Consider the following 23,464-nt stretch of genomic DNA (forward strand, 5'->3'; position numbering starts at 1 on the left):
GCCCGAATGCAAACGGGCCGCCTGGATCAGGCGGCCCGTTTGCTTTTGGTGTGCAGTTGCGCTCACTCGTCGGCGAAGCCCGCTTCGCTTTCCGCGTCGCCGTTGCCGTTGCCATTGCGCAGCGCGTCGCCGAGGAGATTCGCGGCGGCCTCGCCCGGCAGCGCCTCGACGTCGCGCAGCTTGCGGTTCATCGCCCGCGTGCGCACCTCCGCCGCCTCGATGGAACGCGTGACCGTTTCGAGCTGCGTCTTGGTACGCGCGAGCACGTCGCCGAACTTGCCGAACTCCGTCTTCACCGCGCCCAGCACCTGCCACACCTCGCTTGAGCGGCGCTCGATCGCGAGCGTGCGAAAGCCCATCTGCAGGCTGTTGAGGAGCGCCGTGAGCGTGGTCGGACCCGCCACGCTCACGCGGTAGTCGCGCTGCAGGACGTCGGTCAACCCCGGGCGGCGCAGGATTTCGGCGTAAAGGCCTTCGGTCGGCAGGAACAGCAGCGCGAAATCGGTCGTGTGCGGCGGCGCGACGTACTTCTCGGCGATGGTGCGCGCCTCCGCGCGGATGCGCAGTTCGAGCGCGCGCCCGGCCTCCTCGATCGCGAGCACGTCCGCGCGCTCCTGCGCATCGATGAGACGCTCGTAATCTTCGCGCGGGAATTTGGCGTCGATCGGCAGCCAGACCGGCTCGCCCTGCTCCGCGCCGCCCACGCCGCGTCCCGGCAGGCGAACCGCGAATTCCACGCGCTCCGTGCTCTTCGGCACCGTGGCGACGTTCTTCGCGTACTGGTCGGGCGTGAGCATCTGTTCGAGCAGCGCTTCGAGCTGCACTTCGCCCCAGGTGCCGCGCGTCTTCACGTTGGTGAGCACCTTCTTCAGGTCGCCCACGCCCGCGGCCAGCGTCTGCATCTCGCCAAGCCCGCGATGCACCTGCTCCAGCCGGTCGGAAACGAGCTTGAACGATTCGCCAAGCCGCTGTTCGAGCGTGGCGTGCAGCTTCTCGTCGACCGTGCGGCGCATTTCCTCGAGCTTCGCCGCGTTGTTCGCTTCGATGTCTTTGAGGCGCTGTTCGAGCGTCGCGCGCACTTCGGCAAAGCGGCGGTCGTTGACTTCGGTGAGTTGCCCGAGCTGCTGCGTGAGCAGCGAGCCGAAGTGGCGCAGCGCGGCGCCCTGCTCGTCGCGCGCCTGCTGGGCCTGCTGTTGCAGGCTCTGGCGCACGGCGTCGAGCTGCTGCGTATTGGCCGCCGTGAGTTTGGCGAGCTGCTGGGCGAAGCCGTCGATCTGGCTGTTCTGCACGGTCGCGATGCTGCCGAGCTGCGCCGCCAGCGCCTGCTGCACCTGCGCGAAGCCGCCGCCGAACTCGCTGCGCGAGCTCTGTGCCGTGCGCGCGATCTCGTTGCGCAGCTCGCGCTCGATGCGCTCGGCCGCGCGCGCCTGGGTGTCGGTCGAGGCGGCGAGGCGGTCGCTCAGTTGATCGAGCGCGTCGAGTGTGGCCTCCGCGTCGCCATCGCCATGGCCTTGACGCGCGCGCAGCAACGCCACGAGCGTCACGACGAATGCGATCGCCAGCGCAACGAGCGCCAGCGACATGACGGCGAGCGGACTCATTTACGCGCTTGCCCCAGCACGGCGGGGTTGATCGGATTGGGCGGCTGCCCGGCACGCGGCCCCTCGCCGAGCGCGGCGATGAGGTTGTCGGCGGCAAGGTTCGCCATGGCGCGGCGCGTGGCTTCGCTCGCACTCGCGATGTGCGGCGTGAGCACGACGTTCTGCACTTCGAGCAACGCCGGATGCACGCGCGGCTCGCCCTCGAACACGTCGAGGCCCGCCGCCCCGATCTGGCGCGTGCGCAGCGCGTGCGCGAGCGCCGCGTCGTCGACGATGCCGCCGCGCGCGATGTTGGTGAGCGTGGCCGTGGGTTTCATCAGCGCGAGTTCCGCGGCGCCGATCGTGTGATGGTTCTGCGCCGTGTACGGCAGCACGAGCACGACGTGGTCGGCCTGCCTGAGCAGGTCTTCCTTCGACAGATATTCGGCGTTCAGCTCGCGCTCGATCTCAGGCGCGACGCGCGAACGGTTGTGATACACCACGCGCATGTTGAAGCCGCGCGCGCGGCGCGCGAGCGCCTGGCCGATACGGCCCATGCCGATCACGCCGAGTGTGGCGCCGAAAATGTCCGAGCCGAGAAACGCGTCGAACGACCACTTGTCCCACTTGCCCGCGCGCAGGAAGTGCTCCGATTCCGTCACGCGGCGCGCGGCCGCCATCATCAGCGCCCAGCCGAAGTCGGCCGTGGTTTCGTTGAGCACGTCGGGCGTGTTGGTGCCGAGCACGTTGGCCGCGTTGAAGGCGGCCATGTCGAAGTTGTTGTAGCCCACGGCCATGTTCGACACCACGCGCAGGCGCGGCGCGGCGGCGAGCGTTGCGGCGCCGATCGGGTCGCCCGCGGTGAGCGCGCCGTCCTTGTCGGCGAGTCGCTGGTGCAGCGCTTCGGGCGAAAGCGCCTCGCCGTTGTTCCAGTCCACGTCGAAATACTGCTTGAGCCGGTCGATCACGTCGGGAAAGATCGGGCGCGCCACGAGAATCTTTTGCATCGTTGCTCTCCACACTTCAGTCGATGTCCGTCATTGTTGCGCGTGACGGGGCGCGCAGGGAAGTCTCGCGCGCGTTTCGCAGACCGGCTCGCAAGCGCCTTGCCGCTAAACGAAGAAGAGCAAGGTGGCCGCGAGAAAGACCGGCGCGAGCAGCACGCCCGACCAGCCAAGATAGCCGAAGAAGCCCGGCATGCGCACGCCGCGCGACTGCGCGATCGCCTTCACCATGAAGTTCGGCGCGTTGCCGATATAGGTGAGCGCGCCCATCCACACCGCGCCCGCCGAGATCGCGGCGAGCGTTTTCGCGCCGCCGGACATCAGCGCGTTGGCGTCGCCGCCCGCGAGATTGAAGAACACCAGGTAGGTGGGCGCGTTGTCGAGAAACGACGAGAGGAGACCCGTCGCCCAGAAGTACATCGCTTCGTTGGGGCGGCCTGGCGCGTCGTTCACGAACCGGATCAGCGCGGCGAACGCGCCCGCCTCGCCCGCGCGCAGCATCGCGATGACCGGTGTGATCGTCACGAAAATGCCCGCGAACAGCTTGGCCACCTCGACGATCGGCGCCCACTCGAAACCGTTGTCGGCACGCGCCGCTTTCGACGTGAACGCGAGCGAGATGAGTGCTAGCGCAACGAGTCCCGCATCGCGCACGATGTTCTGCAACTGCAGGTGCGCCCCCGCGACCTCGAAAACGATACCGGGACGCCACACGCCGCTCATCAGCACGAGCGCGACGAGCAGGGCGAGCAGCACAAAATTCGCCTTGCCGCCGATGGAGAGCGCGTCCGTATCCGGCGTCGGGTCGAGCGCAGCGCCGTGCACTTCCCCGGCGCGGCTGAAGTACCAGCTATCGAGCGCGTAGAACACGGCGAGCAGCACACCGCACACGAACAGCATCGGTAGCGCGAGATGCTGCGCAGTCCAGAAGAATCCCACGCCGTTGAGAAAACCGAGGAACAGCGGCGGATCGCCGAGCGGCGTGAGCAGGCCACCCGCGTTCGCAACGAGAAAGATGAAGAACACGACCACGTGCACGTTGTGTCGGCGGTTGTCGTTCGCGCGCAGGAGCGGGCGGATCAGCAGCATCGCCGCGCCGGTCGTGCCCATCACGCTCGCGAGCACGGTGCCGAGCGCGAGGATCGCCGTGTTCATGCGCGGCGATCCGCGCAGGTTCCCGTACACGCAGATGCCGCCCGCAATCGTATAGAGCGCGCCGAGCAACACGATGAAGGGCAGATATTCGTCGACGACGGCGTGCACGAACAGCGGATACGTCACGCCGACACCATGCGTGGCCGCGAACGGCAGCAGGAACGCGAGCGCCCAGGCCGCCGAAATCTTGCCGAAGTGGTGATGCCAGAACGCGGCCGCGAACATCGGGAAGAACGCGATCGACAGCAGCATGCCGGCGAACGGCAGCGCCCACGCGGCGCCGAGCGATGCGCCGTCGAAGGCCGCCGCGTGTGCGTTCGTGCTGAAGAGAGTCAGCGCCGCGCAGAGCGTTTGCGCGCAAGCGCTCGCCGTGTTGCGCCTACGCGCCATGCACGACGATCACATGCACGCGGTACGGTCCGTGTGCGCCAAGGATGATGGTCTGCTCGATGTCGCCGGTGCGCGAAGGCCCCGAAACGAAGTTGACCGCGCGCGGCAGCTCTCCGCGTTCGGCGCGCATGAGCGCAAAGGCGTCTTCGTGGCCCGCGACGATGCGCGAAGCGGGCACGACGGCGATGTGCGTTTCGGGCAGCAGCGCGCCCGAGGCCCACGTCTCGGGACTGGAGAGCAGGACCAGTGTGCCGGTTTCGGCCGTGGCGCAAAAGCAGCCCGTGAGGCCGACGAGATCGCGATCTTCGGGCTTGCGGTATTGCACGGCGAGTCCCGCGCCGGCCCAGTCGAACGATCCGAGCGTTTGCCACGCGACGGCCTGCATCGGCAGGCTGCGCTCGGCGAGATAGCGTTGCGCGGCGGCGGGCACGTCGGCGAGTTGCTGGACTTCGTCGACGGTGCTCGACATCTTGCGCGCCTCGCCGACGAAGCGCGCAACGAGATCGCCTTCGAGCGGCGGGCGCGGACCCTCGGGATGTAGCGCGAGGTAGTCGGCCACGGCTTCCCGCTCGTCCGCCGAGGGCGTGGCCTCGCGTCCCTGCGCCGCGCGAATGCGCGCGAGTATGCTGCGGCGGGCGGCCGTCGTGTCCATGAACGTCCTCGTCAGATGAAGAAAGGCGACGCGCCGATTATACCGGGGCGTCGCCTGCGATCTGCGTGTCAAGCGTGCGCGTTTTTCAAGACGCCTGGTTGTCCCCGCACTCTTCCTCTACGGGCTGCTCGATGCCGAACACCTGGCGCAGATAGGCGAGATACGCCTTGTCGTCGCACATGTTCTTGCCCGGCGAATCGGAAAGCTTGGCGACGGGTTGGCCGTTGCAGCGAACCATCTTGATGACGATCTGCAGCGGCTGATAACCCAGGTCGTTGGTGAGGTTCGTGCCCACGCCGAACGCGAGGCGGCAGCGGTCGCCGAAACGCTCGTACAGCCGCAGCACCTTGGGAATGTCGAGCGCGTCCGAGAAGATCATCGTCTTCGTGCGCGGATCGCAGCGGTTGTCCTCGTAGTGCTTGAGCAGGCGCTCGCCCCACTCGAACGGATCGCCCGAGTCGTGCCGCGCGCCGTCGAAGAGCTTGCAGAAGTACATGTCGAAGTCGCGCAGAAACGCCTGCATGCCGTAGACGTCCGAGAGCGCAATGCCCAGGTCGCCGCGGTATTCCTTCGCCCACATCTCGAAGCCGAAGATCTGCGAGTCGCGCAGACGCGGCCCGAGCGCCTGGCACGCCTGCAGATACTCGTGCGCCATCGTGCCGAGCGGCGTGAGGTTGTGCTTCATCGCGTAGTAGACGTTGCTCGTGCCAGTGAACTGCTCGCCGAGATCGTCCTTGAGCGTGAGGATCACCTCCTCGTGCCAGCGCTTCGAGAAGCGGCGGCGCGTACCGTAGTCGGCGATCTTGCAGTCCGCGAATTCGGGCTTCGCGCCGAGCAGTTCGATCTTGTGGCGCAGACGCTCGCGCCCCTCCTCGTACTGCGGGTGATGCTGCGTGTTGCGGAAATACACCTCGTTGACTATGGCGAGCACCGGGATCTCGAAGAGGATCGTGTGCAGCCACGGGCCCTTGATCGCGATGTCGATCTCGCCATTGGCCTTGGGCGACGGCGTGACCGAGATGTATTTTTCGTTGAGGTGAAAGAGCGCGAGAAAGTCGATGAAGTCGCTCTTGATGAAGCGCATCTTGCGCAGGTACTCGAGCTCGGTCTCGGCGAAACGCAGCCTGCACAGCTTCTGGATCTCGCTGCGGATCTCGTCCACGTAGGGCACGAGATCGACGTTCGGCGTGCGGCAGCGGAAACGGTATTCCACATTGGCCGCGGGGAAATGATGCAGCACCACCTGCATCATGGTGAATTTGTAGAGATCGGTATCGAGCAGCGAAGTAATGATCATGATGGGCCAGCCGGACTGCAATCGGATAGCGCCCGCGAAGCGGGAACCGGACACGCTGCCGGGCAGATGCCCCGCAGCGGCTCCGGGCGGCAGGCGCCAGCGGTGCGTCCATGTTACCCGAATGCCTGCGCGCACCGCGTGCCCGCCGGCACGGCCCCTCGCGCACAAGGGGTAAAACGTTGCGGATCACCCCGGCATATAAACTAATCACGAAACGATCTAAGGACCGATGCGGGCCTGTGGTTGGGGTAATTCCTCATCAGTTACAATAGCGCTTTTGGCGAACCGCCATCCCCCGATACAAAAAGCTTGCAGGAGCTGCCTGAATGACTCACGTTGTGACCGAAAGCTGCATCAAGTGCCGCTATACCGACTGCGTCGATGTGTGCCCGGTGGACTGCTTTCGCGAAGGTCCCAACTTCCTCGCGATCGACCCGGACGAGTGCATCGACTGCGCCGTGTGCGTTGCCGAGTGCCCGGTGAACGCCATCTACGCAGAGGAAGACGTGCCTGGCGACCAGCAATCGTTCATCGAACTGAACGCCGACCTCGCGAAGGGCTGGCCGAGCATCACCAAGACCAAGGCTCCGCTGCCGGAAGCCGACGAATTCAAGGACGTGAAGGACAAGCTCGCGCTGCTCGCACGCTGATCGCTTGTTCGGGGTGTCTCCCCGCCGCCGTCGCTTATGTGGACAGTCCCTCGCGCAGCGGATTGCCCTAAACAGATCGCGACAGGGTATTGACAGGCCCAGCCAGACCCCATAGAATCTCGTTCTCTGCTTTTGTTGATCCCCGATAGCTCAGTCGGTAGAGCGCCGGACTGTTAATCCGTAGGTCCCTGGTTCGAGCCCAGGTCGGGGAGCCAAGATTCGCAAAAGCCCGTTGGCGTTCACAACGCAAAACGGGCTTTTTTATGACGTAAAGCGTTGTAGCTGTACTGCTGTTCCCCGATAGCTCAGTCGGTAGAGCGCCGGACTGTTAATCCGTAGGTCCCTGGTTCGAGCCCAGGTCGGGGAGCCAAAATATCGAGGGGTTGCGTGTTTGCACGCAACCCCTTTTTCTTTTGCTGCGCGCGTGGCGCACGCCACCCTCCCCGATAATGTCGCTTCGTCATCTTCGGGAATCCGCATGAAATCCACCCGCCTTGCCGCCCGCCTCGCGCACCCGCTCTTCGCCTGCGCGAGCCTCGCCGCCTGCGCCGGCGCCCACGCCGAGCAGATCGGCAGCGTGAACACCAACTTTCGCGTGACCGGCTCGGACAAGGTCGTCGTCGAGGCCTACGACGATCCACAGGTGCCAGGCGTGACCTGCTACGTCTCGCGCGCCCGCACGGGCGGCGTGAAGGGCACGCTCGGCATTGCGGAAGATCCGACCGAGGCGTCGATCGCGTGCCGGCAGGTCGGGCCGATCTCGTTCGCAGGTCCGCTCAAGCAGCAGGACGACGTCTTCAACGAGCGCATGTCATTCCTCTTCAAGACCTTGCACGTCGTGCGCGTGGTCGACGCGAAGCGCAACGCGCTCGTGTATCTGACCTACAGCGACCGCGTGGTGAGCGGCAGCGCCAAGAACAGCGTCACGGCCGTGCCGGTGCCCGCGGGCACGACGATTCCGCTGCGCTAAACTGGGGATCTGTGCAGGATCCTTCACCATGACCGATTCCCGTTTTCGAGACTCCGCCCGCTACTGGCGCACGCCGCTTCTGCCCGGCGCGGATCTCGTCACGGCCGAATACAACGAACATACGTTCGCGCCGCACTGGCACGAGGCCTACACGATCCCCGTGATCGAAGGCGGCGCGGAGTGTTTTCGCTATCGCGGCGCGCAGCATGTCGCCGCAACGGGCAGCGTGCCGGTGATCAATCCGGGTGAGCTGCATACGGGTTCGCGCGCCGTCGAAGAAGGCTGGAGCTATCGGGTGATGTACGTGCCGATCGACTTCCTGCACGATCTCGCCGGCGAAATCGCCGGGCGCACGCAGCCGCTGCCGTGGTTCGACGCCGAGGTGATCCACGATCTCGATCTCGCGCACCGTCTCTCGCGCGCCCACCGGCTGCTGGAAGCCGACGCCGACTGGCGGCGCGCCTCGGCCGTGCCGGAGTCCGGCGCGAACGCCAGCCCGGCTGGCGTGGCGGCGCTTCCCGCGCCTTCCGGTGCACCGCATTGCGCCCCCGCTTCGGCGCAGTGTGCCGACCTCCTCGCCGTGGAAAGCTCGCTGCTCGACGCGCTCTCGACGCTGCTCACGCGCTACGGCCGCACGCGCGAGGCGGCGCTCAGGCACGGTCCGAACGATCCGCGCGTGGAAACGATGAAGGCGCTGCTCGCCGCCGATCTCGCCACGCCGCTGCGCGTGGCCGATCTCGCCCAGGCGGTCGGCCTCTCGCCGTTTCACGCCACCCGGCTCTTCACGCAGGCGACCGGACTGCCGCCGCACGCCTGGCGCACCCAGCTGCGCCTGCAACGCGCCCTCGCCCCGCTGCGCGAAGGCGCCACGGTCGCCGACGTCGCCGCGGCGAGCGGTTTCACGGACCAGAGCCACTTCACGCGGCACTTTCGGCGCATGTTCGGTGTGCCGCCGGGGCGCTGGCAGTCGTCCTGAACGCGCCAGCCCGCGTTCCGCCGCAAGAACGTACAAGCCAGGCGTAAGGCCGCCCGCTATGCTGTCCCCATGTATCAGGAGGACAGCTTGACCACGCATCCCAACCGCCTTGCCGAATGCGTCGCCGGCGCGCGCGACACGATCCCCATGATGATCGGCGCCGCGCCGTTCGGCGTGATCTTTGGCACGCTCGTCACCTCGGGCCCGCTTTCGCTCTGGCACGGCCAGTTCATGTCGCTTGCCGTGTTCGCCGGCTCCGCGCAGTTCATCGCGCTCGGGCTGATCGCCTCGCACGCGAGCTTCGCGGTGATTCTCGCCACCACGTTCATCGTGAACCTGCGGCACGTGCTCTACAGCGCGACGCTCGCGCCCTATGTCTCGCACCTGCCGCTGCGCTGGCGCCTCGTGCTCGGCGGCCTGCTCACCGACGAGGTCTTCGCTGTCGCGTGGGCGCATTTCCGCCGCCACCCGCCCGGGGACGACGTCTCGCCGTGGCATTTCCTCGGTTCGGGGCTCTCGATGTATCTGAACTGGCAACTCTGGACTGCGGCCGGCCTGCTGTTCGGCGCGACGTTTCCGGGTCTGCAGTCGCTCGGCCTCGACTTCGCGATGGTCGCGACCTTCATCGCCATCGTCGTGCCGCAGCTGGTGGCCGTGCGCTACCTCGCCGCCGCCGCGACCGCGGGCGCGCTCGCCTTTTTCTGGCAGGGCTGGCCGTACAAGCTCGGGCTGCTCGGCGCCGTGCTCGCGGGCGTGGTGGTGGGTGTCGTGCTCTCGCGCCCGGGTTCCCCGCGCGGCGCGCGCGCCGGCAGCGAGTCCTCCCGCAAGTCCCCCAACGTCCAACGCGCCGCAGGAGCCGGGCAATGAACTACGTCGTCCTGATTCTCGGCATGGCCCTCATCACCCTGGTCATTCGCACCGCGGTGTTCGTGCTCGGCGACCGGCTGGTGTTTCCGCCGCTCGTGCGCACCGCGCTCGGCTTCGTGCCCGTCACCGTGCTCACGGCGATCATCGTGCCGATGGCGGTCTCGCCCCACGGACAAGGCGCCGAGCTGACCTGGCGTAACCCGCAGCTCGTCGGTGCGCTCGCGGCGATCGTCGTCAGCGCGCTCACGAAGCGCCCGCTTCTCACCATCGCGGTCGGGCTCGGCGTGTTCTTCCTCTGGCAAGGCGTCGTCCTGCGCTAGAGGCGAGCGTCGCCCCTTACGCTCAAGTTTCACCCCGGAGCGCCGTTAAACCCGTCAGGGCCTGCTCTGGCAGGCCACTGCTCGAACGGCGAGAGCACGCGAGAAGCGACAAGGATTACACCGGGGCAACCACAATGGGGCATATCACCCTTAACCTGAAGGACGAAACGCTTGCGTCGCTGCGCAAGGATTTCGACGCGTTCCTGCGCGTCTCGCTCAAACTCGACCCGCAGTTCGCCACGCCGGAGTTCGAGGACTACCTGCGCGCGAAGCTGCTCGACAACATGACGCCGCTCACGGAGCACGCTGTGCAGCGGCTCCTGCAGGGTGGCCAGTACGCGTGGGCCAAGCGCACGCTCGACAAGGAATTCCCCGAGGTCGTCTCGATCCTGATGCGTCAGGCGAGCGAATTCGGTTTCGGCTTCGCATCGCGGCCCGAGTGGACGCCCGACGAACTCTCGAAGCAGTGCCGCGACTGGGCTGCGGCCATCGTGAGCGAAGCCCAGGGCGACGACACGCTGGTCGATCCGCTGGCGGCGCAGATCAAATCGGGCGTGCAGGACATCCAGGCGCTCGAAGAGTCGATGCAGACGCCCGCGTGGCGCCTCACCGAGTCGCTGCGTCAGCGTGTGTACGAAGCGAAGATCGGCTGCGAACAGGCTAGCGGCAGCGCGGCGCGCGAGCGTCTGGGCGAACTGCGCGGGCTGCTGAGGCTCGGCGTCACGCATGGCGTGTTCCAGAAGCAGGAAGCGCAACAGATCATGGAGTACCTGCGCCTGCTCAAGCCCGAGATTTTCGTCGAGGAGCCCGACGACGTCTTCACGCGCCTCGCCGCGTGGATGCGCAACTTCTTCATGCCGCCGCAGCGCAGCACGGCGCGCGAGCAGCGGCGCTGAGCGCTGGCGCGCCGCCTGAAAGCGGCGCGCGCCCCGCTCTCCCCCTCAATCCCACATCTTCCTGAGCTTCGCGGCGATCTCGACCTTCGCCTGCGCGGCGGCGGCGAGTCCCGCTGCGCTCGGCGCGCTCGCCACCGGCGCGGGCGGCCATGCGCGCGATTCGAACAGCGGCAGCATGGGCGTGGCGATGAAGCGCGTGCGCGAGGCCCATACGTGCCGGTCGCCCGACGCCACCTGGTTGTGCACATAAAAGCGCTGCGGCACGACGATGTGCAGATCCTCCTTCGCGCGCGTCATCGCCACATAGAGCAGCCGCCGCTCCTCCTCCAGCTCCTCGTCGCTGCCGGCGCCGAGATCGGACGGAATGCAGCCGTCCACGCCGTTGAGCACGAACACGTTGCGCCACTCCTGCCCCTTCGCCGAATGAATCGTCGAGAGGATCAGATAGTCCTCGTCGAGCAGCGGATCGGCGGATTCGGCGCTCGTGGCGTCGGGCGGATCGAGCGTGAGCTCGGTGAGAAAACGCTCCCGCGAGGCGTAGGTGCTCGCAATGCTCTCCATCTGCAGCAAGTCGGCGAGACGCACCTGGGCGTCTTCGTGATTGCGCTCGAGATGCGGCTCGTACCAGCGCCGCACGCGTTCGAACTCGGCCGGCCACGGCGTCGAGCGCATCGAGAGGCTGTCGATGAGCGACGCAAACGCAGGCCAGTCCTCGGCCGCGCGCGGCGGCGGCGCGAATGCCGCGAGCGCCTCGGCGGCGCGATACGCGCCCGTGCACGCGGCCACCTGGTCGAGCAGGCGCGCGGCGTTGGCGGGCCCGACGCCCGGCAGCAACTGCGTCACGCGAAACCCCGCCACGCGGTCGAGCGGATTCTCGGCCCAGCGCAGCACCGCCAGCACGTCTTTCACGTGCGCGGCGTCGAGAAAACGCAGTCCGCCGAACTTGACGAACGGGATATTGCGCCGCGCCAGTTCGATTTCGAGCGTCGCGCTGTGGTGCGCCGCGCGAAACAGCACAGCTTGCTGCTTGAGCTTCATGCCCGCTTCACGCGCCTCGAGAATCTGCTCGACGACGTAGCGCGCCTGGGTGGCCTCGTCGGCCACGGTGACGAGGCGCGGGCGCTGCTGCGAGGGGCGGTCGGTCCACAGGTTCTTGGTGAAGCGCTCGGCGGCGGCGTCGATCACGGCGTTCGAGGCCGCGAGGATCGGCGCCGTCGAACGGTAGTTGCGCTCGAGCGTCACCTGACGCGCGGGCGGATCGAACTGCGCCGGGAAATCGAGAATGTTGCGCACGGTCGCGCCGCGAAACGAATAGATCGCCTGGGCGTCGTCGCCGACCACGGTGAGGCCGCGGCCATCGGGCTTGAGCGCGAGCAGTATCGAGGACTGCAGGCGGTTGGTGTCCTGGTATTCGTCTACGAGGATGTGGTCGAAGCGGCCCGCGAGATCGGCGGCAATGGCCGGTTCCGCGGCCATGTGCGCCCAGTAGAGCAGCAGGTCGTCGTAGTCGAGGACGTTCTGCTTCTGCTTGGCGTCCACGTACGACGCGAACAGCGCGCGCAGCTGCGGCTCCCACTCGAGGCACCACGAGAACGAACGGTTGAGCACATTGGCGAGCGAATCGCCCGTATTGACCACGCGCGAATAGATCGCGAGGCAAGTCGATTTCGAGGGGAAACGCTTTTCTTTGGCCGAGAAACCCAGTTCGTGGCGCACCAGATTCATGAGGTCCGCGGAATCCTCGCGGTCGTTGACCGTGAACGCCGGCGACAGGCCGATGTGATCCGCGTACTCGCGCAGCAACCGCACGCCCACGCCGTGAAAGGTGCCCGCCCAGCCGAGCCCCTGTGCGAGCACGGCGGCCGCGCCCGGCGCGCTGGCGGCGATGCGCGCCACGCGCCGCGTCATTTCCTGGGCGGCGCGCCGCGAGAACGTGAGCAGCAGGATGCGGTGCGGGTCGGCGCCGCCCGCGATCAGATGCGCGACGCGGTGGGCGAGCGTATTCGTCTTGCCCGACCCGGCGCCCGCGATCACGAGCAGCGGGCCCGGCAGCGCCGAACCCGGCGCATAGCCCGCTTCGTTGCCGTGCTCGACGGCCTCGCGCTGCGCGTCGTTGAGTTTCGCGAGCCACGCGGAAACGGCATTGGCCGCTTCGGCGCGCGCCTGGCTGGCATCGGAGGCGGAGGAATCGGCAACGGAAACGGTGGACACGGCGGGCGCTGGGACGGTGAATGTGGCGAATCGGGAAGGAGCGACGCATACTGTATATCCATACACCCCACGTCCGCAAGCGCCTGATTCCATGGCGATCTGGCGGGATTTAACGACAACGCCGTGGCGCGTTTCGGCGCCGCCGACCTCCGGGAGTCACCAAACGAAACGGCGGCGCCCGTTGCCGGACGCCGCCGCTTGCAAGCCCTGACGCAGCCTGCGCCCCACAGGGCGCAGGCGCCATCGGCATCAGCCACTCGTCACTGCGACTGGCCGCCCTGCTGCTGGGCCGACATGCCGTTCATCTGGTCCTTCATTTCCGAGTCGTTGGCCTGACGGTCGGCCTTGTGGTTGATCTTCGCGTCCTTCACCTGCGCCTTGTACTGCGACTTCGCCTGCTTCTTCGCGTCGCCGTACTCGGCGTTCGCCGACTTCTTCGCGCTGCGGTATTCGGCGTTTGCCGCCGCGTTCGCGTTGCGCTTTTGCACCAGCGGGTCGGCGGACTGCGGTGCGGTCATGCCCTGCGGCGCGGGCGCGGGCTGCGCGATGCCCGCAGCGGCGGGCGCCTGGCTCGGCGCCTGGCCGGTCATCTGGCCCGGGGCAGCGCCCGGCGCCATGGCCGGTGCGCCGGAAGGCGCCATCGTTGGGGCTTCGCCGGCCTGTGTCGCGCCCTGGGTCGCGTTTTGGGCATACGCGCCCTGCGCGAATACGGCGGCAGTGGTCACGGTGGCAAAAGCGGCGGTAGCAGTGAGCAGCTTGGCGATCTGGGTCATGGCGTATCCTCTTTGCAGTGGTTCCGAAGGCGCTTTTGCAGCAGGCAAGCCCGCTACATCCGCCCCCCCGCTCGATGGAGCCGCACAGGAAAAACCTGGGCGGCGCTGTCGATCCGGGTGAAACCATTTTGGTATGAAGATCGCCGTGGGGTCCCGCGACGTTACTCAACGTTTCATTTACTGACGAATTCATAACATCTGGCCCCGAGATGTGACAGACGCTGTGGCAGCCCGCCATCGCTTATGATGCTCACCCTTCGCGCGCTAGCCGCACGCCTTTCGAATTTCAATCCGCCATGCCCAACCTCGATTTCACGCTGACCGGCGACTACGTCGAACTGCACAACCTCCTGAAGATCACCGGGCTCGCCGACAGCGGTGGCTCGGCCAAGCAGATCGTCGCCTCGGGCGCGGTGAAGGTGGACGGCGAAGTCGAGCTGCGCAAGACGTGCAAGATCCGCGCGGGCCAGGCCGTGCTGCTCGGCGACACGCGCATTGCCATCAAGGCGAGCGAGTGAGTCCCGCCCGAACTTGCCCGCAGGCGCCGTCTATGCACCAGATTTGAGCATCTGGATCGACAAGGTCGCTGTCTCGCAATAAGCTTTCAGTTTTGACAGACGAACCCTGCCACGCGGCGCGCTTATCTCGCGCCGCTCGTTTTTCATGACTCGAACCACGCTTTCCCGCCGCGCCGTTGCCGCGCCGCCCACACTGCGCCGCCATGCCGCCGATACCGCGCGCCTCGCCGGGCCGCTCGCGATCGCCCAGCTCTCGCAGATGGCGATGAGCGTGACCGACACGGTGCTGCTCGGCTCGCTCGGCGCCGACGCGCTCGCCGCGGGCGGCCTCGGCGCCAACATGTTCTTCGTGGTGGTGACCGTGCTGCAGGGCGTGCTGACCTCGGTAAGCGTGAGCGTCGCGCAGGCGCGCGGCGCCGACAACGAAAGCCACGTGCCGCACATCTACTGGACCGGTTTCGCGCTGTCCCTGCTGCTCTCGGTGCCGGCGTTCGCGCTGCTCTCGTTTGCCGAGCCGATCCTGCGCGCCCTCGGGGAGCCGACGCTGCTCGCGCATCACATCGGCGAATACACGGCGGTGCTGCGCTGGGGCGCGCCCGCCAGCCTCATCGGCGTGGGGCTCATGCGCTCGTTCCTGCCCGCGATCGGCGCGGCGCGGCGCCTTCTGTGGGTGTCGGTTGCGTGCGTGTTCATCAACGGCTTTCTCAACTTCGGCCTGATCCACGGTGAGTGGGGCCTGCCGCGGCTCGGCTTTCTCGGCTCGGCGGTGGCGACGACGATCACCGTGTGGCTCACCGCGTTCGTGCTGATGGCGCTGCTGCACCTGCGGCCTTCGCACCAGCGTTTCGTCGTCGCGCGCCGGCCCACGGCGCCGCTGATGGGCGAACTCTTCACGATCGGCTGGCCGGTCGCGATCACCTATGCGGTCGAAGCGACGCTCTTTCTCGCCACCGGCCTGCTCGCGGGCCTGCTCGGCGAGACGCCGCTCGCGGCGCACCAGATCGCCCTGAACGTGGCGTCCGTCACGTTCATGGTGCCGCTCGCGATCGGCCAGGCCGCCAATGTGCGCGTGGGTTACTGGTCCGGCGCGGGCGTGCCGCGCGCGGCGCGCCATGCGGGCTTCGTCGCACTCGGGCTCGGCGTCGGCTTCATGTCGCTCTCGGCGCTCGTGATGGTGCTGGCGCCGCACTGGATCGTCGGGCTCTACCTGCATCTCGACGACCCGGCCAATGCGCACACGATTTCGCTCGCCGCCACGCTGCTCGGCGTCGCGGCCATCTTCCAGATCGTCGACGGCGCGCAGACCGTCGGTTCGGGCTGCCTGCGCGGCCTCAAGGACACGCGCGTGCCGATGCTCGCGGCCACGCTCGGCTACTGGGGCATCGGCTTTCCGCTCGGCTACGCGCTCGCGTTTCACTTCGGCCTCGGTGCGCTCGGACTCTGGTGGGGCCTGGCGGCCGGGCTCGCCACCGTCGCCGTGCTCATGACATGGCGCTTTCACCGCATGAGCCGGCGCTCGCAATCTCACGCCGCCACGGCGAGCCGCGCGACCTGAAGCGCAGCCTGAAGCGTTTACTTAACCGGCCGGGCCGCACCGGCTCGACCGGTTAAAATACGCGCCTGGCGCCGCAAGCGGCGTCCGTCCCACGAGGGCAAGAACAGTGCGCTGCACGACACAGGAGACAGCCGCGCCCCGCGAGCGCCGCCGGCCACCCCGGCACCGCTTGCCGTGCGCCAACGCATAACGAACCCACTCACGGACCACCCCTTCATGCTTGCCGCGATTACCCGACTCTTCCCGCTCTGGGCCGTTCTCGTTTCCCTGCTCGCCTACTTCGATCCGGGCCTCGTCGCGCCGATCGCGCCGCACGTCACGACGCTCCTGATGATCATCATGCTGTCGATGGGCGTCACGCTCTCGTTCGCCGACTTCCAGCGCGTCTTCACGCGGCCCGCGCCGGTCGCTGCGGGCATCTTCCTGCACTACCTCGTCATGCCGCTGGCCGCCTGGGCGATCGCCAAAGTGCTGCACATGCCGCCCGATCTCACCGCGGGCATGGTGCTCGTGGGCAGCGTGGCGAGCGGCACGGCATCGAACGTGATGATCTATCTCGCGCGCGGCGACGTCGCGCTGTCGGTGACGATCAGTGCGCTGTCCACCCTCGTCGGCGTCTTCGCGACGCCGCTCCTGACGCGCCTTTACGTCGATGCCTCGATCGTCGTCGACGTGCGCGGCATGCTCATGAGCATCCTGCAGATCGTCGGCCTGCCGATCGCCATCGGCCTCGTCGTGAACCGCCTCGCGGGCTCGCTCGTGCGCCGCGTCGAGCCGGTGCTGCCACTCGTCTCCATGGTGTCGATCCTCGCGATCATCGCCGCCGTGGTGGGCGGCACACATGCGAGCATCGCGACGGTCGGTCCGCTCGTCGCGCTCGGGGTGGTGCTGCACAACGGCATCGGCCTGCTCGGCGGCTACTGGGGCGGCCGCCTGCTCGGCTTCGACGAATCGGTGTGCCGCACGCTGGCCATCGAAGTCGGCATGCAGAACTCGGGCCTCGCCGCGACGCTCGGCAAGCTCTACTTCTCGCCGCTCGCCGCCCTGCCGGGCGCGCTCTTCTCGGTGTGGCACAACCTCTCGGGCTCGGTGCTCGCCGGCTACTGGGCCGGCAAGCCGGCGCGCTGCAGCACGCGCGATGCGCAAGGCGCTGCGAACGCGTCGACCGAGCGCGTTTGATCGACCGCGGACATTTCCGGCCGCGCTCAAACCTCAGATGCTTGCGGCCCGGAAATTGCAAACGCAGCGTGTCCGCCGCCGCAAGCCAGGTGGGCCGCTTCCCGTAGAATCTTCGCGAAGCCGTGCAATGAAAACGAACCATCATGCGGCGCGCCGCCATGGAGAATCCGTTTGCCCGCGCATCCCGCCCGATCCGAAGCCGTTACGCAACCCCTGACCTTGCGGCGCGCGCCGTTGCAAACCCCGTTCCGGGCCTTCTTCGCGCTCGTTTGCCTCGCGCTGGTCGCCGGTTGCGCGACGCGGCCGCCCGCCACGGACTACCCGCGTGAGACGAGCGCGGCGCTGCCGGCACAGCAAGCCAGCGCCACGCCGCTCGGCGCCGCGCTCGCCGCCCCCGTTGCGGCTCACCCCGACGAATCGGGCTTTCGACTGCTCGCCACCGGCACCGACTCGCTGCAGATGCGCGTCGCGCTCGCGCGCGCGGCGACGAAGACGCTCGACATGCAGTACTACATCGCCAACGAGGACACCACCGGCAAGCTGCTGCTCGGCTCGGCGCTCTATGCGGCCGATCGCGGCGTACGCGTGCGCATGCTGGTCGACGACCTGAATTTTCACGACATCGACCGCCTGATGGCCGCGCTCAACAGCCATCCGAACATCCAGATCCGCGTGTTCAACCCGTACGGCAGCACGAGCGAGTCGATGTACCTGCGCACGCGCAACTTCTTCACGAACGTCGACCAGTTCACGCGCCGCATGCACAACAAGGCGACGATCGTCGACAACGAAATGGCGATCGTCGGCGGCCGCAATCTCGGCGACGAATACTTCAACGCGAGCCCGACGATCGACTTCCGCGACCTCGACGTGCTGACGGCAGGCCCGGTCGCGCAAAGCGTCTCGGCAAGCTTCGACGAGTACTGGAACAGCTCGATCTCCTACCCGTTGCGCGTGCTCAATCATCAGAAGTTCGACGCGCACAATCTGGACGCCGCCCGCGACGACCTGCGCAAGCATTGGCGCGAGAGCGCCGAACCCTACAACGCCAAGCCGCTCAACGCCACGCCGCTCGCGCAGCAGATCGCGGGCAACACGCTCGGGCTCGTCTGGGCGAAATGGGCGTTCGTGGCCGACTCGCCCGGCAAGATCGCGGGCACCGAGAAAGGCGAGTTGGGCGACGCCATGCGCGCGCTGCTGGAGCGCATCCATCAGGCGCACAGCAGCGTGCTGGTGTTCTCGCCGTACTTCGTGCCGCACGACACGGGCGTGCAGGCCATCCGCGCGCTCACCTCGCACGGCGTGCGCGTGGCGATCCTCACCAATTCGCTCGCCGCCACCGACGCCGTGGCGGTGCAGGCCGGCTACAGCCCCTACCGCGTGCCGCTGCTCGAGGCCGGCACCGAGCTCTACGAGTTCAAGCCGCAGCAGGGCGAGCACGACGACGAGCAGCGCTTCGGCGTGGTCGGTTCGCGCTCGCACGCGAGCCTGCACGCCAAGGCGTACGTGATCGACGACAGCACGCTCGTGATCGGCTCGCTCAATCTCGATCCGCGCTCGGCGCGCCTGAACACCGAGCTTGCGCTCACCGTCGAGAGCCCGACGATCGCGCATGAAGTCGCCGACCTGTTCAAGCGCGCGATCTCGCCGCAGGTGAGCTACCGCGTGACGCTCGCGACGCCCGCGCAACTGGCGCTGCTCAAAGGCACGACGGTCAACTCGCCGCTCGTCTGGACCGACGAGGAGAACGGCATGATCCGCACCTACAACCTCGACCCTGGTGCGGGTTTCTACAGAAATGTCCTAACCGGGCTATTCTTGCTGTTGCCGGTCGATAGCCAGCTGTGAAGCGGCTTTGAGCGCACGTCGCTATCGGGCGCGCAAAACGTAGAACGCTTAACTAACGTCGTACCCGTCCGCCGTCGAGCCAGCCGCGAAGCCGCTTGCGTCACCTTTGTCACGCGAGACGCGCAGCGCCGCCGCAGCCCAGCCACCACGCGGATCCGAACCCGTCACGAGAGCGGCGCCCTCCTGCGCAGCGCGAGCCGCGCGAGCCGAAGGCGCCGCCTCAATCACCGGAGTATCAAATGACCGCAAGCAACGAAAACGTCCGCATGGAGCGCGACACGTTCGGCGAGATCGCCGTGCCCGCCCAGCAGCTTTGGGGCGCGCAGACGCAGCGATCGCTGCAGAACTTCCGCATCTCCACCGAAAAGCAGTCGCCGGAACTGATCACCGCGCTCGCGACGATCAAGCGCGCCGCGGCCGAAGTGAATCTCTCGCTGGGCGTGCTCGACGAGACCAGGGCGCACGCGATCATGCAGGCCGCCGACGAGATCATCGCGGGCAAGCATCCAGGCGAATTCCCGCTCGCGGTCTGGCAAACGGGCTCCGGCACGCAAACCAACATGAACCTCAACGAGGTGATTGCGAACCGCGCAAGCGAGATTCTGGGCGGCGAGCGCGGCGAGGCGCGCAAGGTGCATCCGAACGACGACGTCAACCGCGGCCAGTCGTCCAACGACGTGTTCCCGACCGCGATGCACGTGGCCGCCGCCTACGGCATCGTCAAGCATCTGCTGCCGGCGCTCAAGACGCTGCGCGATACGCTCGACGCGAAGGCGAAGGCCTTCGTCGACATCGTGAAGATCGGCCGCACGCACCTGCAGGACGCCACGCCGCTTACGCTCGGCCAGGAGTTTTCGGGCTACGTCGCGCAGCTCGATCACGGTATCAAGCACGTGGAATCGTCATTGCCGCATCTCTACGAACTCGCGCAGGGCGGCACGGCCGTGGGCACGGGCCTGAACGCGCATCCGCGGTTCGCGCAGAAGGTGGCGGAGAGCATCGCGAAGCTCACGGGCGTGCCCTTCGTCACCGCGCCCAACAAGTTCGAGGTAATGGCCGCCGCCGACGCGCTCGTGTTCGCGCACGGCGCGCTCAAGACGGTGGCGGCGAGCCTCATGAAGATCGCCAACGACATTCGCTGGCTCGCGAGCGGCCCGCGCTGCGGCCTGGGCGAACTGTCGATTCCCGAGAACGAGCCGGGCAGCTCGATCATGCCGGGCAAGGTGAACCCTACGCAGTCCGAAGCAGTGACGATGCTCTGCTGCCAGGTGTTCGGCAACGACGTCGCCGTGAACATGGGCGGCGCGAGCGGCAACTTCGAGCTGAACGTGTTCCGCCCGATGATCGCGCACAACGTGCTGCAGTCCATCCGCATGCTCGCCGACGGCGCGCTCAGCTTCAACGATCACTGCGCGGTGGGGATCGAGCCGAACCGCTCGCGCATCGACACGCTGCTCAACGAATCGCTCATGCTCGTGACGGCGCTCAATCCGCACATCGGCTACGACAAGGCCGCGCAGATCGCCAAGAAGGCGCACAAGGAAGGCACCACGCTCAAGGCCGCCGCGCTCGCGCTGGGACACGTGACCGAGCAGCAGTTCGACGAGTGGGTGAAGCCCGGCGAGATGGTGGGCAACGCGAAGCAACAAGCTTGATTCGCAGGACTGAAATGCAAAACGGGCGGCGTGGTTCAACCCTCGCCGCCCGTTTTTTCATGCTGCCGCAACAGCGTGCCCGCGTATCAAACCCGCTTAAACCTGGCCTTTCGCGACTTCCTCGGGCTTGAGTTCGACGATCGCGTCGAGCGCTTCCTTCACGTCGAGCGCGTACTTCGCGAGGCGCTTCTGCTCGTCCGTTTCCGGCACGTAGGTCGGCACGGGAATCGGGTTGCCGTTTTCGTCGACGGCCACGAACACGATCAGGCAGTCCGTGGTGAGGCGCAGCTGGCCGCTCTTCGGATCGCCGGCGTGCACGGTGATGTGAATATGCATCGATGTGCGGCCCGTGGCGACCACACGCGCGCGCAACTCGACCATGTTGCCGACGAGAATCGGCCGGCGAAAGCGGATATTGCCCACGCTCACCGTCACGCAATAGCGGCCGGACCAGACCGCGGCGCACGCATAGGCCGTCTCGTCGATCCACTTCATCAGCGCACCGCCGTGCACTTTGCCGCCGAAGTTCACCGAAGTCGGCTCGGCGAGGAACCGGAACGTCGTTTCCGAACGGTCCAGCGGCTGGGTAGGCGTCTTCATCTCGGCTTGGCTCATGGCGTAAAGCCGCGTACGGCGGCTCGTATGGTGGGGTAAGGAGGCGTCGATTATACGAGCGCAATAAGACAGACGGTCGCAGCCGTTTGCGAAACGCCATCTGCAATGTTTTTAGTTCGCCGCGAATCGCGCCCGGTAATCGAGCGGCAGCACGCCGTAAGACCTTTCGAACGCGCGCCGCAGATTCTGCTCGGTGCCGAAACCGCAGTCGGCCGCAATACGCTTGAGCGGCCGGCGCGACTGCACGAGCGCGTGCGCGGCGGCCTCCACGCGCATCGCCGCGACCGTGCGCGCCGGCGTGCGCCCCACCGCATCGACATAGCGGCGCGCGAACGTGCGCGGGCTCATGCGCGCTTCTTCGGCGAGGCGCTCGACGCTGAGCTCGCCGTGCAGATTGGCGGCCATCCAGCCGTGCAGCGCGTCGAACTCCGCGCCCGCGCTGGCCTGAGCCGTGAGCGCCTCGCTGAACTGCGACTGGCCGCCGGGCCGCTTCATGAACACGACGAGGCGGCGCGCCGCCTGCATCGCGACCGCATGGCCGCAGTCCTCCTCGATCAGCGCGAGCGCGAGATCGATGCCCGCCGTCACGCCCGCCGACGTCCACACCGCGCGGCCGTCGCGCTCGTCGCGGATGAAAATCGGCTCGGGGTCGACTTCGACGCGGGGAAAGCGGCGCGCGAGCTGGGCGGCGTTGCGCCAGTGCGTGGCGGCGCGGCGGCCGTCGAGCAGGCCCGTCGCGGCGAGATAGAACGCGCCCGTGCAGACCGAGGCGACGCGGCGCGCGTACGGCGCGGCCGCCGCGATCCAGGCGACGAGTTCGGGTTGCAGCGTGGTGCTGTCGTCCGTAGTGTCGTAGATAGGGATGCCGGGCACGATCAGCGTGTCGATCGTGGCGGGGTCGAGCGTGTCGAGCCGCTCGGTGACGATGGGCATGCCCGCGAAGGTGGGCAGCACGCCGCCGGCGACCGAGGCGAGCGTCGTGCGGTAGGCGCAGGACTCGCCGCCGCTTATGCCGCTCGCGGCGCGCATCGCCAGCTCGGCGCGCCAGAACGCCTCGACGGGGCCGCAGGCGTCGAGCAGCACGAGCTCGGGCGCGACGGCGAACACGACATGGCGTGCGGGCGTTGGGGACAGGGGCTGAGACGGCATGGCGGCGGACTCGATGCTGACGATGTGTCCGCATCATCGCACGCGCGCGTTTGGCAGTCAGGTCAGAGTAACATCAAATACTGCCAGATGATGCCCGGCCGCTCACTTGTGGAACGTGATGCCCTCGTCGATCGTGCCGTACATCGTGATGCCGCTCGCGCCGCTCGACGACGGCGGCGCGGAACCGCCTGCACAGGCGGCGCACAAGGCGGCGAGCGCGGCGGCGGCAAAAAGAGCCAGAAAGCGTTTCATAAAAGGCCGAGCCAGTTGCGTGAAGAGACAATTTTAGCGCGCGGCTCCTGCGCGCCGCAGTACGCACCGCCGCAGACAATACTTCGGCCCCATCGCGGGGGCCATCGAACGCCTGCAATCGATACTTCATCGCAGACTGAAACGTCGAATGCGAGACTTCGCTAAAGTACCGGTGTGGGCGACATCAGCCGCCATCGCAAGTCACGAAGGAGCCGCCATGAACCTCCCCGCCACCGACGAATCGAGCCACTTCCCTGGCCTCGCACGCGTTGCCGCCCTGCTCGCCGATCCCGGCCGCGCCGCCATGCTGTGGGCGCTGATGGATGGCAGCGCGCGGCCCGCGGGCGAACTCACGATGATCGCGGGCCTGTCGCCTTCGGCGGCGAGCGGCCACCTCGCGCGCCTGACCGACGGCGGGCTCCTCGCGCTCGACGTGCGCGGCCGCCATCGCTACTACCGCATCGCCAACCCCGAGATCGCCGCGGCGATCGAGGCGCTCATGAACGTCGCGCAGGTGTCCAACGCCGTCACCTCGCAGCGCCCGGCGCCGCGCCCCGCGCGCACGGTGCCGCTCGAGATGCGCCATGCGCGCACCTGCTACGACCACATGGCCGGCGAAGTGGCCGTGCAGGTCTTCGAGCGCCTCGTGGACGGCGGCCTGCTGGTGCGCGACGGCGACACGCTCGAAGCCACGCCCGCGGGCGCGACGCGTCTTGCGGCCTGGGGCGTGGACGTGGCGGCGTTGCGCACGCGGCGGCGCCGTTTCGCCTGCACCTGCCTCGACTGGAGCGAGCGCAGGCCGCACCTGGGCGGCGCACTCGGCGCGGCGTTGCTCGATTCGTGGACGCAGGGGGGCTGGATCGAGCGCACGAGCCGCCCGCGCGTGTTGCGCATCACGCCCAAGGGACAGCGCGAGTTCGACGCGATCGCCGGCGCCTGAACACCGCGTGCG

22 protein-coding genes and 2 tRNA genes are annotated in these 23,464 nt (G+C 67.5%); 14 read left to right on the forward strand and 10 right to left on the reverse strand.

Going from position 1 to position 23,464, the window contains the following annotated elements:
* Positions 1–62 precede the first annotated feature (62 nt).
* From AB4Y44_RS08215 to pncB, 5 genes are all read right to left on the reverse strand, one after another.
* Positions 63–1,601 carry a DNA recombination protein RmuC gene (locus tag AB4Y44_RS08215; RefSeq protein ID WP_368699197.1) on the reverse strand — a complete coding sequence of 513 codons (1,539 nt, stop codon included), beginning with the start codon at positions 1,599–1,601 and terminating at the stop codon, positions 63–65.
* On the reverse strand, positions 1,598–2,587 hold the full coding sequence (locus tag AB4Y44_RS08220; protein WP_368699198.1) for a 2-hydroxyacid dehydrogenase: 990 nt from the start codon (positions 2,585–2,587) through the stop codon (positions 1,598–1,600). The genes AB4Y44_RS08215 and AB4Y44_RS08220 overlap by 4 nt, the downstream gene beginning before the upstream one ends.
* A gap of 105 nt (positions 2,588–2,692) precedes the next feature.
* Positions 2,693–4,129, reverse strand: a complete 1,437-nt coding sequence (locus tag AB4Y44_RS08225; RefSeq protein WP_368699199.1) for a sodium:proton antiporter — start codon at positions 4,127–4,129, stop codon at positions 2,693–2,695.
* Positions 4,119–4,781 (reverse strand): lactate utilization protein C, encoded by a 663-nt coding sequence (locus AB4Y44_RS08230; RefSeq protein WP_368699200.1) that lies wholly within the window; start codon positions 4,779–4,781, stop codon positions 4,119–4,121. Before AB4Y44_RS08230 ends, AB4Y44_RS08225 begins: the two co-directional genes overlap by 11 nt.
* An 85-nt stretch (positions 4,782–4,866) precedes the next feature.
* Positions 4,867–6,078 (reverse strand): nicotinate phosphoribosyltransferase, encoded by a 1,212-nt coding sequence (gene pncB, locus AB4Y44_RS08235; protein WP_342921835.1) that lies wholly within the window; start codon positions 6,076–6,078, stop codon positions 4,867–4,869.
* A gap of 326 nt (positions 6,079–6,404) precedes the next feature.
* Here pncB and fdxA point away from each other — a divergent pair, with 326 nt between their 5' ends.
* From fdxA to AB4Y44_RS08275, 8 genes are all read left to right on the forward strand, one after another.
* Entirely contained in the window at positions 6,405–6,728 is a 324-nt protein-coding gene (fdxA, locus tag AB4Y44_RS08240) for a ferredoxin FdxA (protein ID WP_028206706.1), read from the forward strand.
* A 139-nt stretch (positions 6,729–6,867) separates the two neighbouring features.
* A tRNA-Asn gene (locus tag AB4Y44_RS08245) sits at positions 6,868–6,943 on the forward strand.
* 79 nt (positions 6,944–7,022) lie between these two features.
* Positions 7,023–7,098: transfer RNA gene (locus AB4Y44_RS08250), tRNA-Asn, on the forward strand.
* Positions 7,099–7,206: 108 nt separating this feature from the next.
* Positions 7,207–7,698 (forward strand): CreA family protein, encoded by a 492-nt coding sequence (locus AB4Y44_RS08255; RefSeq protein ID WP_368699201.1) that lies wholly within the window; start codon positions 7,207–7,209, stop codon positions 7,696–7,698.
* A gap of 28 nt (positions 7,699–7,726) precedes the next feature.
* Positions 7,727–8,674, forward strand: coding sequence for an AraC family transcriptional regulator (locus tag AB4Y44_RS08260; RefSeq protein WP_368699202.1), 948 nt, complete (start codon positions 7,727–7,729; stop codon positions 8,672–8,674).
* 147 nt (positions 8,675–8,821) lie between these two features.
* Positions 8,822–9,541 carry an AzlC family ABC transporter permease gene (locus AB4Y44_RS08265; protein WP_368699251.1) on the forward strand — a complete coding sequence of 240 codons (720 nt, stop codon included), beginning with the start codon at positions 8,822–8,824 and terminating at the stop codon, positions 9,539–9,541.
* Positions 9,538–9,861: an AzlD domain-containing protein gene (locus tag AB4Y44_RS08270; protein WP_158758285.1), complete on the forward strand. Its 324-nt coding sequence runs from the start codon at positions 9,538–9,540 to the stop codon at positions 9,859–9,861. The genes AB4Y44_RS08265 and AB4Y44_RS08270 overlap by 4 nt, the downstream gene beginning before the upstream one ends.
* 134 nt (positions 9,862–9,995) lie before the next feature.
* Entirely contained in the window at positions 9,996–10,757 is a 762-nt protein-coding gene (locus AB4Y44_RS08275; protein WP_342921831.1) for a DUF4088 family protein, read from the forward strand.
* A gap of 45 nt (positions 10,758–10,802) precedes the next feature.
* Here AB4Y44_RS08275 and AB4Y44_RS08280 read toward each other — a convergent pair whose 3' ends face one another.
* Positions 10,803–13,061, reverse strand: a complete 2,259-nt coding sequence (locus AB4Y44_RS08280) for an ATP-dependent helicase (protein WP_368699203.1) — start codon at positions 13,059–13,061, stop codon at positions 10,803–10,805.
* A 167-nt stretch (positions 13,062–13,228) separates the two neighbouring features.
* Positions 13,229–13,741 carry a hypothetical protein gene (locus AB4Y44_RS08285; RefSeq protein ID WP_342921829.1) on the reverse strand — a complete coding sequence of 171 codons (513 nt, stop codon included), beginning with the start codon at positions 13,739–13,741 and terminating at the stop codon, positions 13,229–13,231.
* A 296-nt stretch (positions 13,742–14,037) separates the two neighbouring features.
* On the opposite strand from AB4Y44_RS08285, the gene AB4Y44_RS08290 reads away from it, so the two are divergent.
* The 5 genes from AB4Y44_RS08290 (at position 14,038) to fumC (ending at position 20,496) form a co-directional block, all read left to right on the forward strand.
* On the forward strand, positions 14,038–14,259 hold the full coding sequence (locus tag AB4Y44_RS08290) for an RNA-binding S4 domain-containing protein (RefSeq protein ID WP_028206712.1): 222 nt from the start codon (positions 14,038–14,040) through the stop codon (positions 14,257–14,259).
* A 145-nt stretch (positions 14,260–14,404) separates the two neighbouring features.
* Positions 14,405–15,814: an MATE family efflux transporter gene (locus tag AB4Y44_RS08295; RefSeq protein WP_368699204.1), complete on the forward strand. Its 1,410-nt coding sequence runs from the start codon at positions 14,405–14,407 to the stop codon at positions 15,812–15,814.
* A gap of 216 nt (positions 15,815–16,030) precedes the next feature.
* A complete protein-coding gene (locus AB4Y44_RS08300) occupies positions 16,031–16,993 on the forward strand; it encodes a bile acid:sodium symporter family protein (protein ID WP_342921827.1) in 963 nt (320 codons plus the stop codon).
* Between the two features lie 234 nt (positions 16,994–17,227).
* A complete protein-coding gene (locus AB4Y44_RS08305; protein WP_342921826.1) occupies positions 17,228–18,841 on the forward strand; it encodes a phospholipase D family protein in 1,614 nt (537 codons plus the stop codon).
* Between the two features lie 239 nt (positions 18,842–19,080).
* Positions 19,081–20,496 (forward strand): class II fumarate hydratase, encoded by a 1,416-nt coding sequence (fumC, locus tag AB4Y44_RS08310; RefSeq protein ID WP_368699205.1) that lies wholly within the window; start codon positions 19,081–19,083, stop codon positions 20,494–20,496.
* A 96-nt stretch (positions 20,497–20,592) separates the two neighbouring features.
* On the opposite strand, the gene AB4Y44_RS08315 is transcribed toward fumC, so the two are convergent.
* The 3 genes from AB4Y44_RS08315 to AB4Y44_RS08325 all read right to left on the reverse strand — a co-directional run bounded on the left by AB4Y44_RS08315 (position 20,593) and on the right by AB4Y44_RS08325 (position 22,512).
* Positions 20,593–21,096 carry an acyl-CoA thioesterase gene (locus AB4Y44_RS08315; protein WP_069262939.1) on the reverse strand — a complete coding sequence of 168 codons (504 nt, stop codon included), beginning with the start codon at positions 21,094–21,096 and terminating at the stop codon, positions 20,593–20,595.
* 126 nt (positions 21,097–21,222) lie between these two features.
* Complete coding sequence (locus tag AB4Y44_RS08320) at positions 21,223–22,260, reverse strand: helix-turn-helix domain-containing protein (RefSeq protein ID WP_342921824.1); 1,038 nt, start codon at positions 22,258–22,260, stop codon at positions 21,223–21,225.
* Between the two features lie 102 nt (positions 22,261–22,362).
* On the reverse strand, positions 22,363–22,512 hold the full coding sequence (locus AB4Y44_RS08325) for a hypothetical protein (protein WP_342921823.1): 150 nt from the start codon (positions 22,510–22,512) through the stop codon (positions 22,363–22,365).
* 217 nt (positions 22,513–22,729) lie between these two features.
* On the opposite strand from AB4Y44_RS08325, the gene AB4Y44_RS08330 reads away from it, so the two are divergent.
* The gene (locus AB4Y44_RS08330) at positions 22,730–23,452 is read left to right on the forward strand and encodes a helix-turn-helix transcriptional regulator (RefSeq protein WP_342921822.1); all 723 of its coding nucleotides are present in this window, start codon (positions 22,730–22,732) and stop codon (positions 23,450–23,452) included.
* Positions 23,453–23,464 lie beyond the last annotated feature (12 nt).

This window comes from Paraburkholderia sp. BR10937 (assembly GCF_040965695.1).
Classification (GTDB): Bacteria; Pseudomonadota; Gammaproteobacteria; order Burkholderiales; family Burkholderiaceae; genus Paraburkholderia.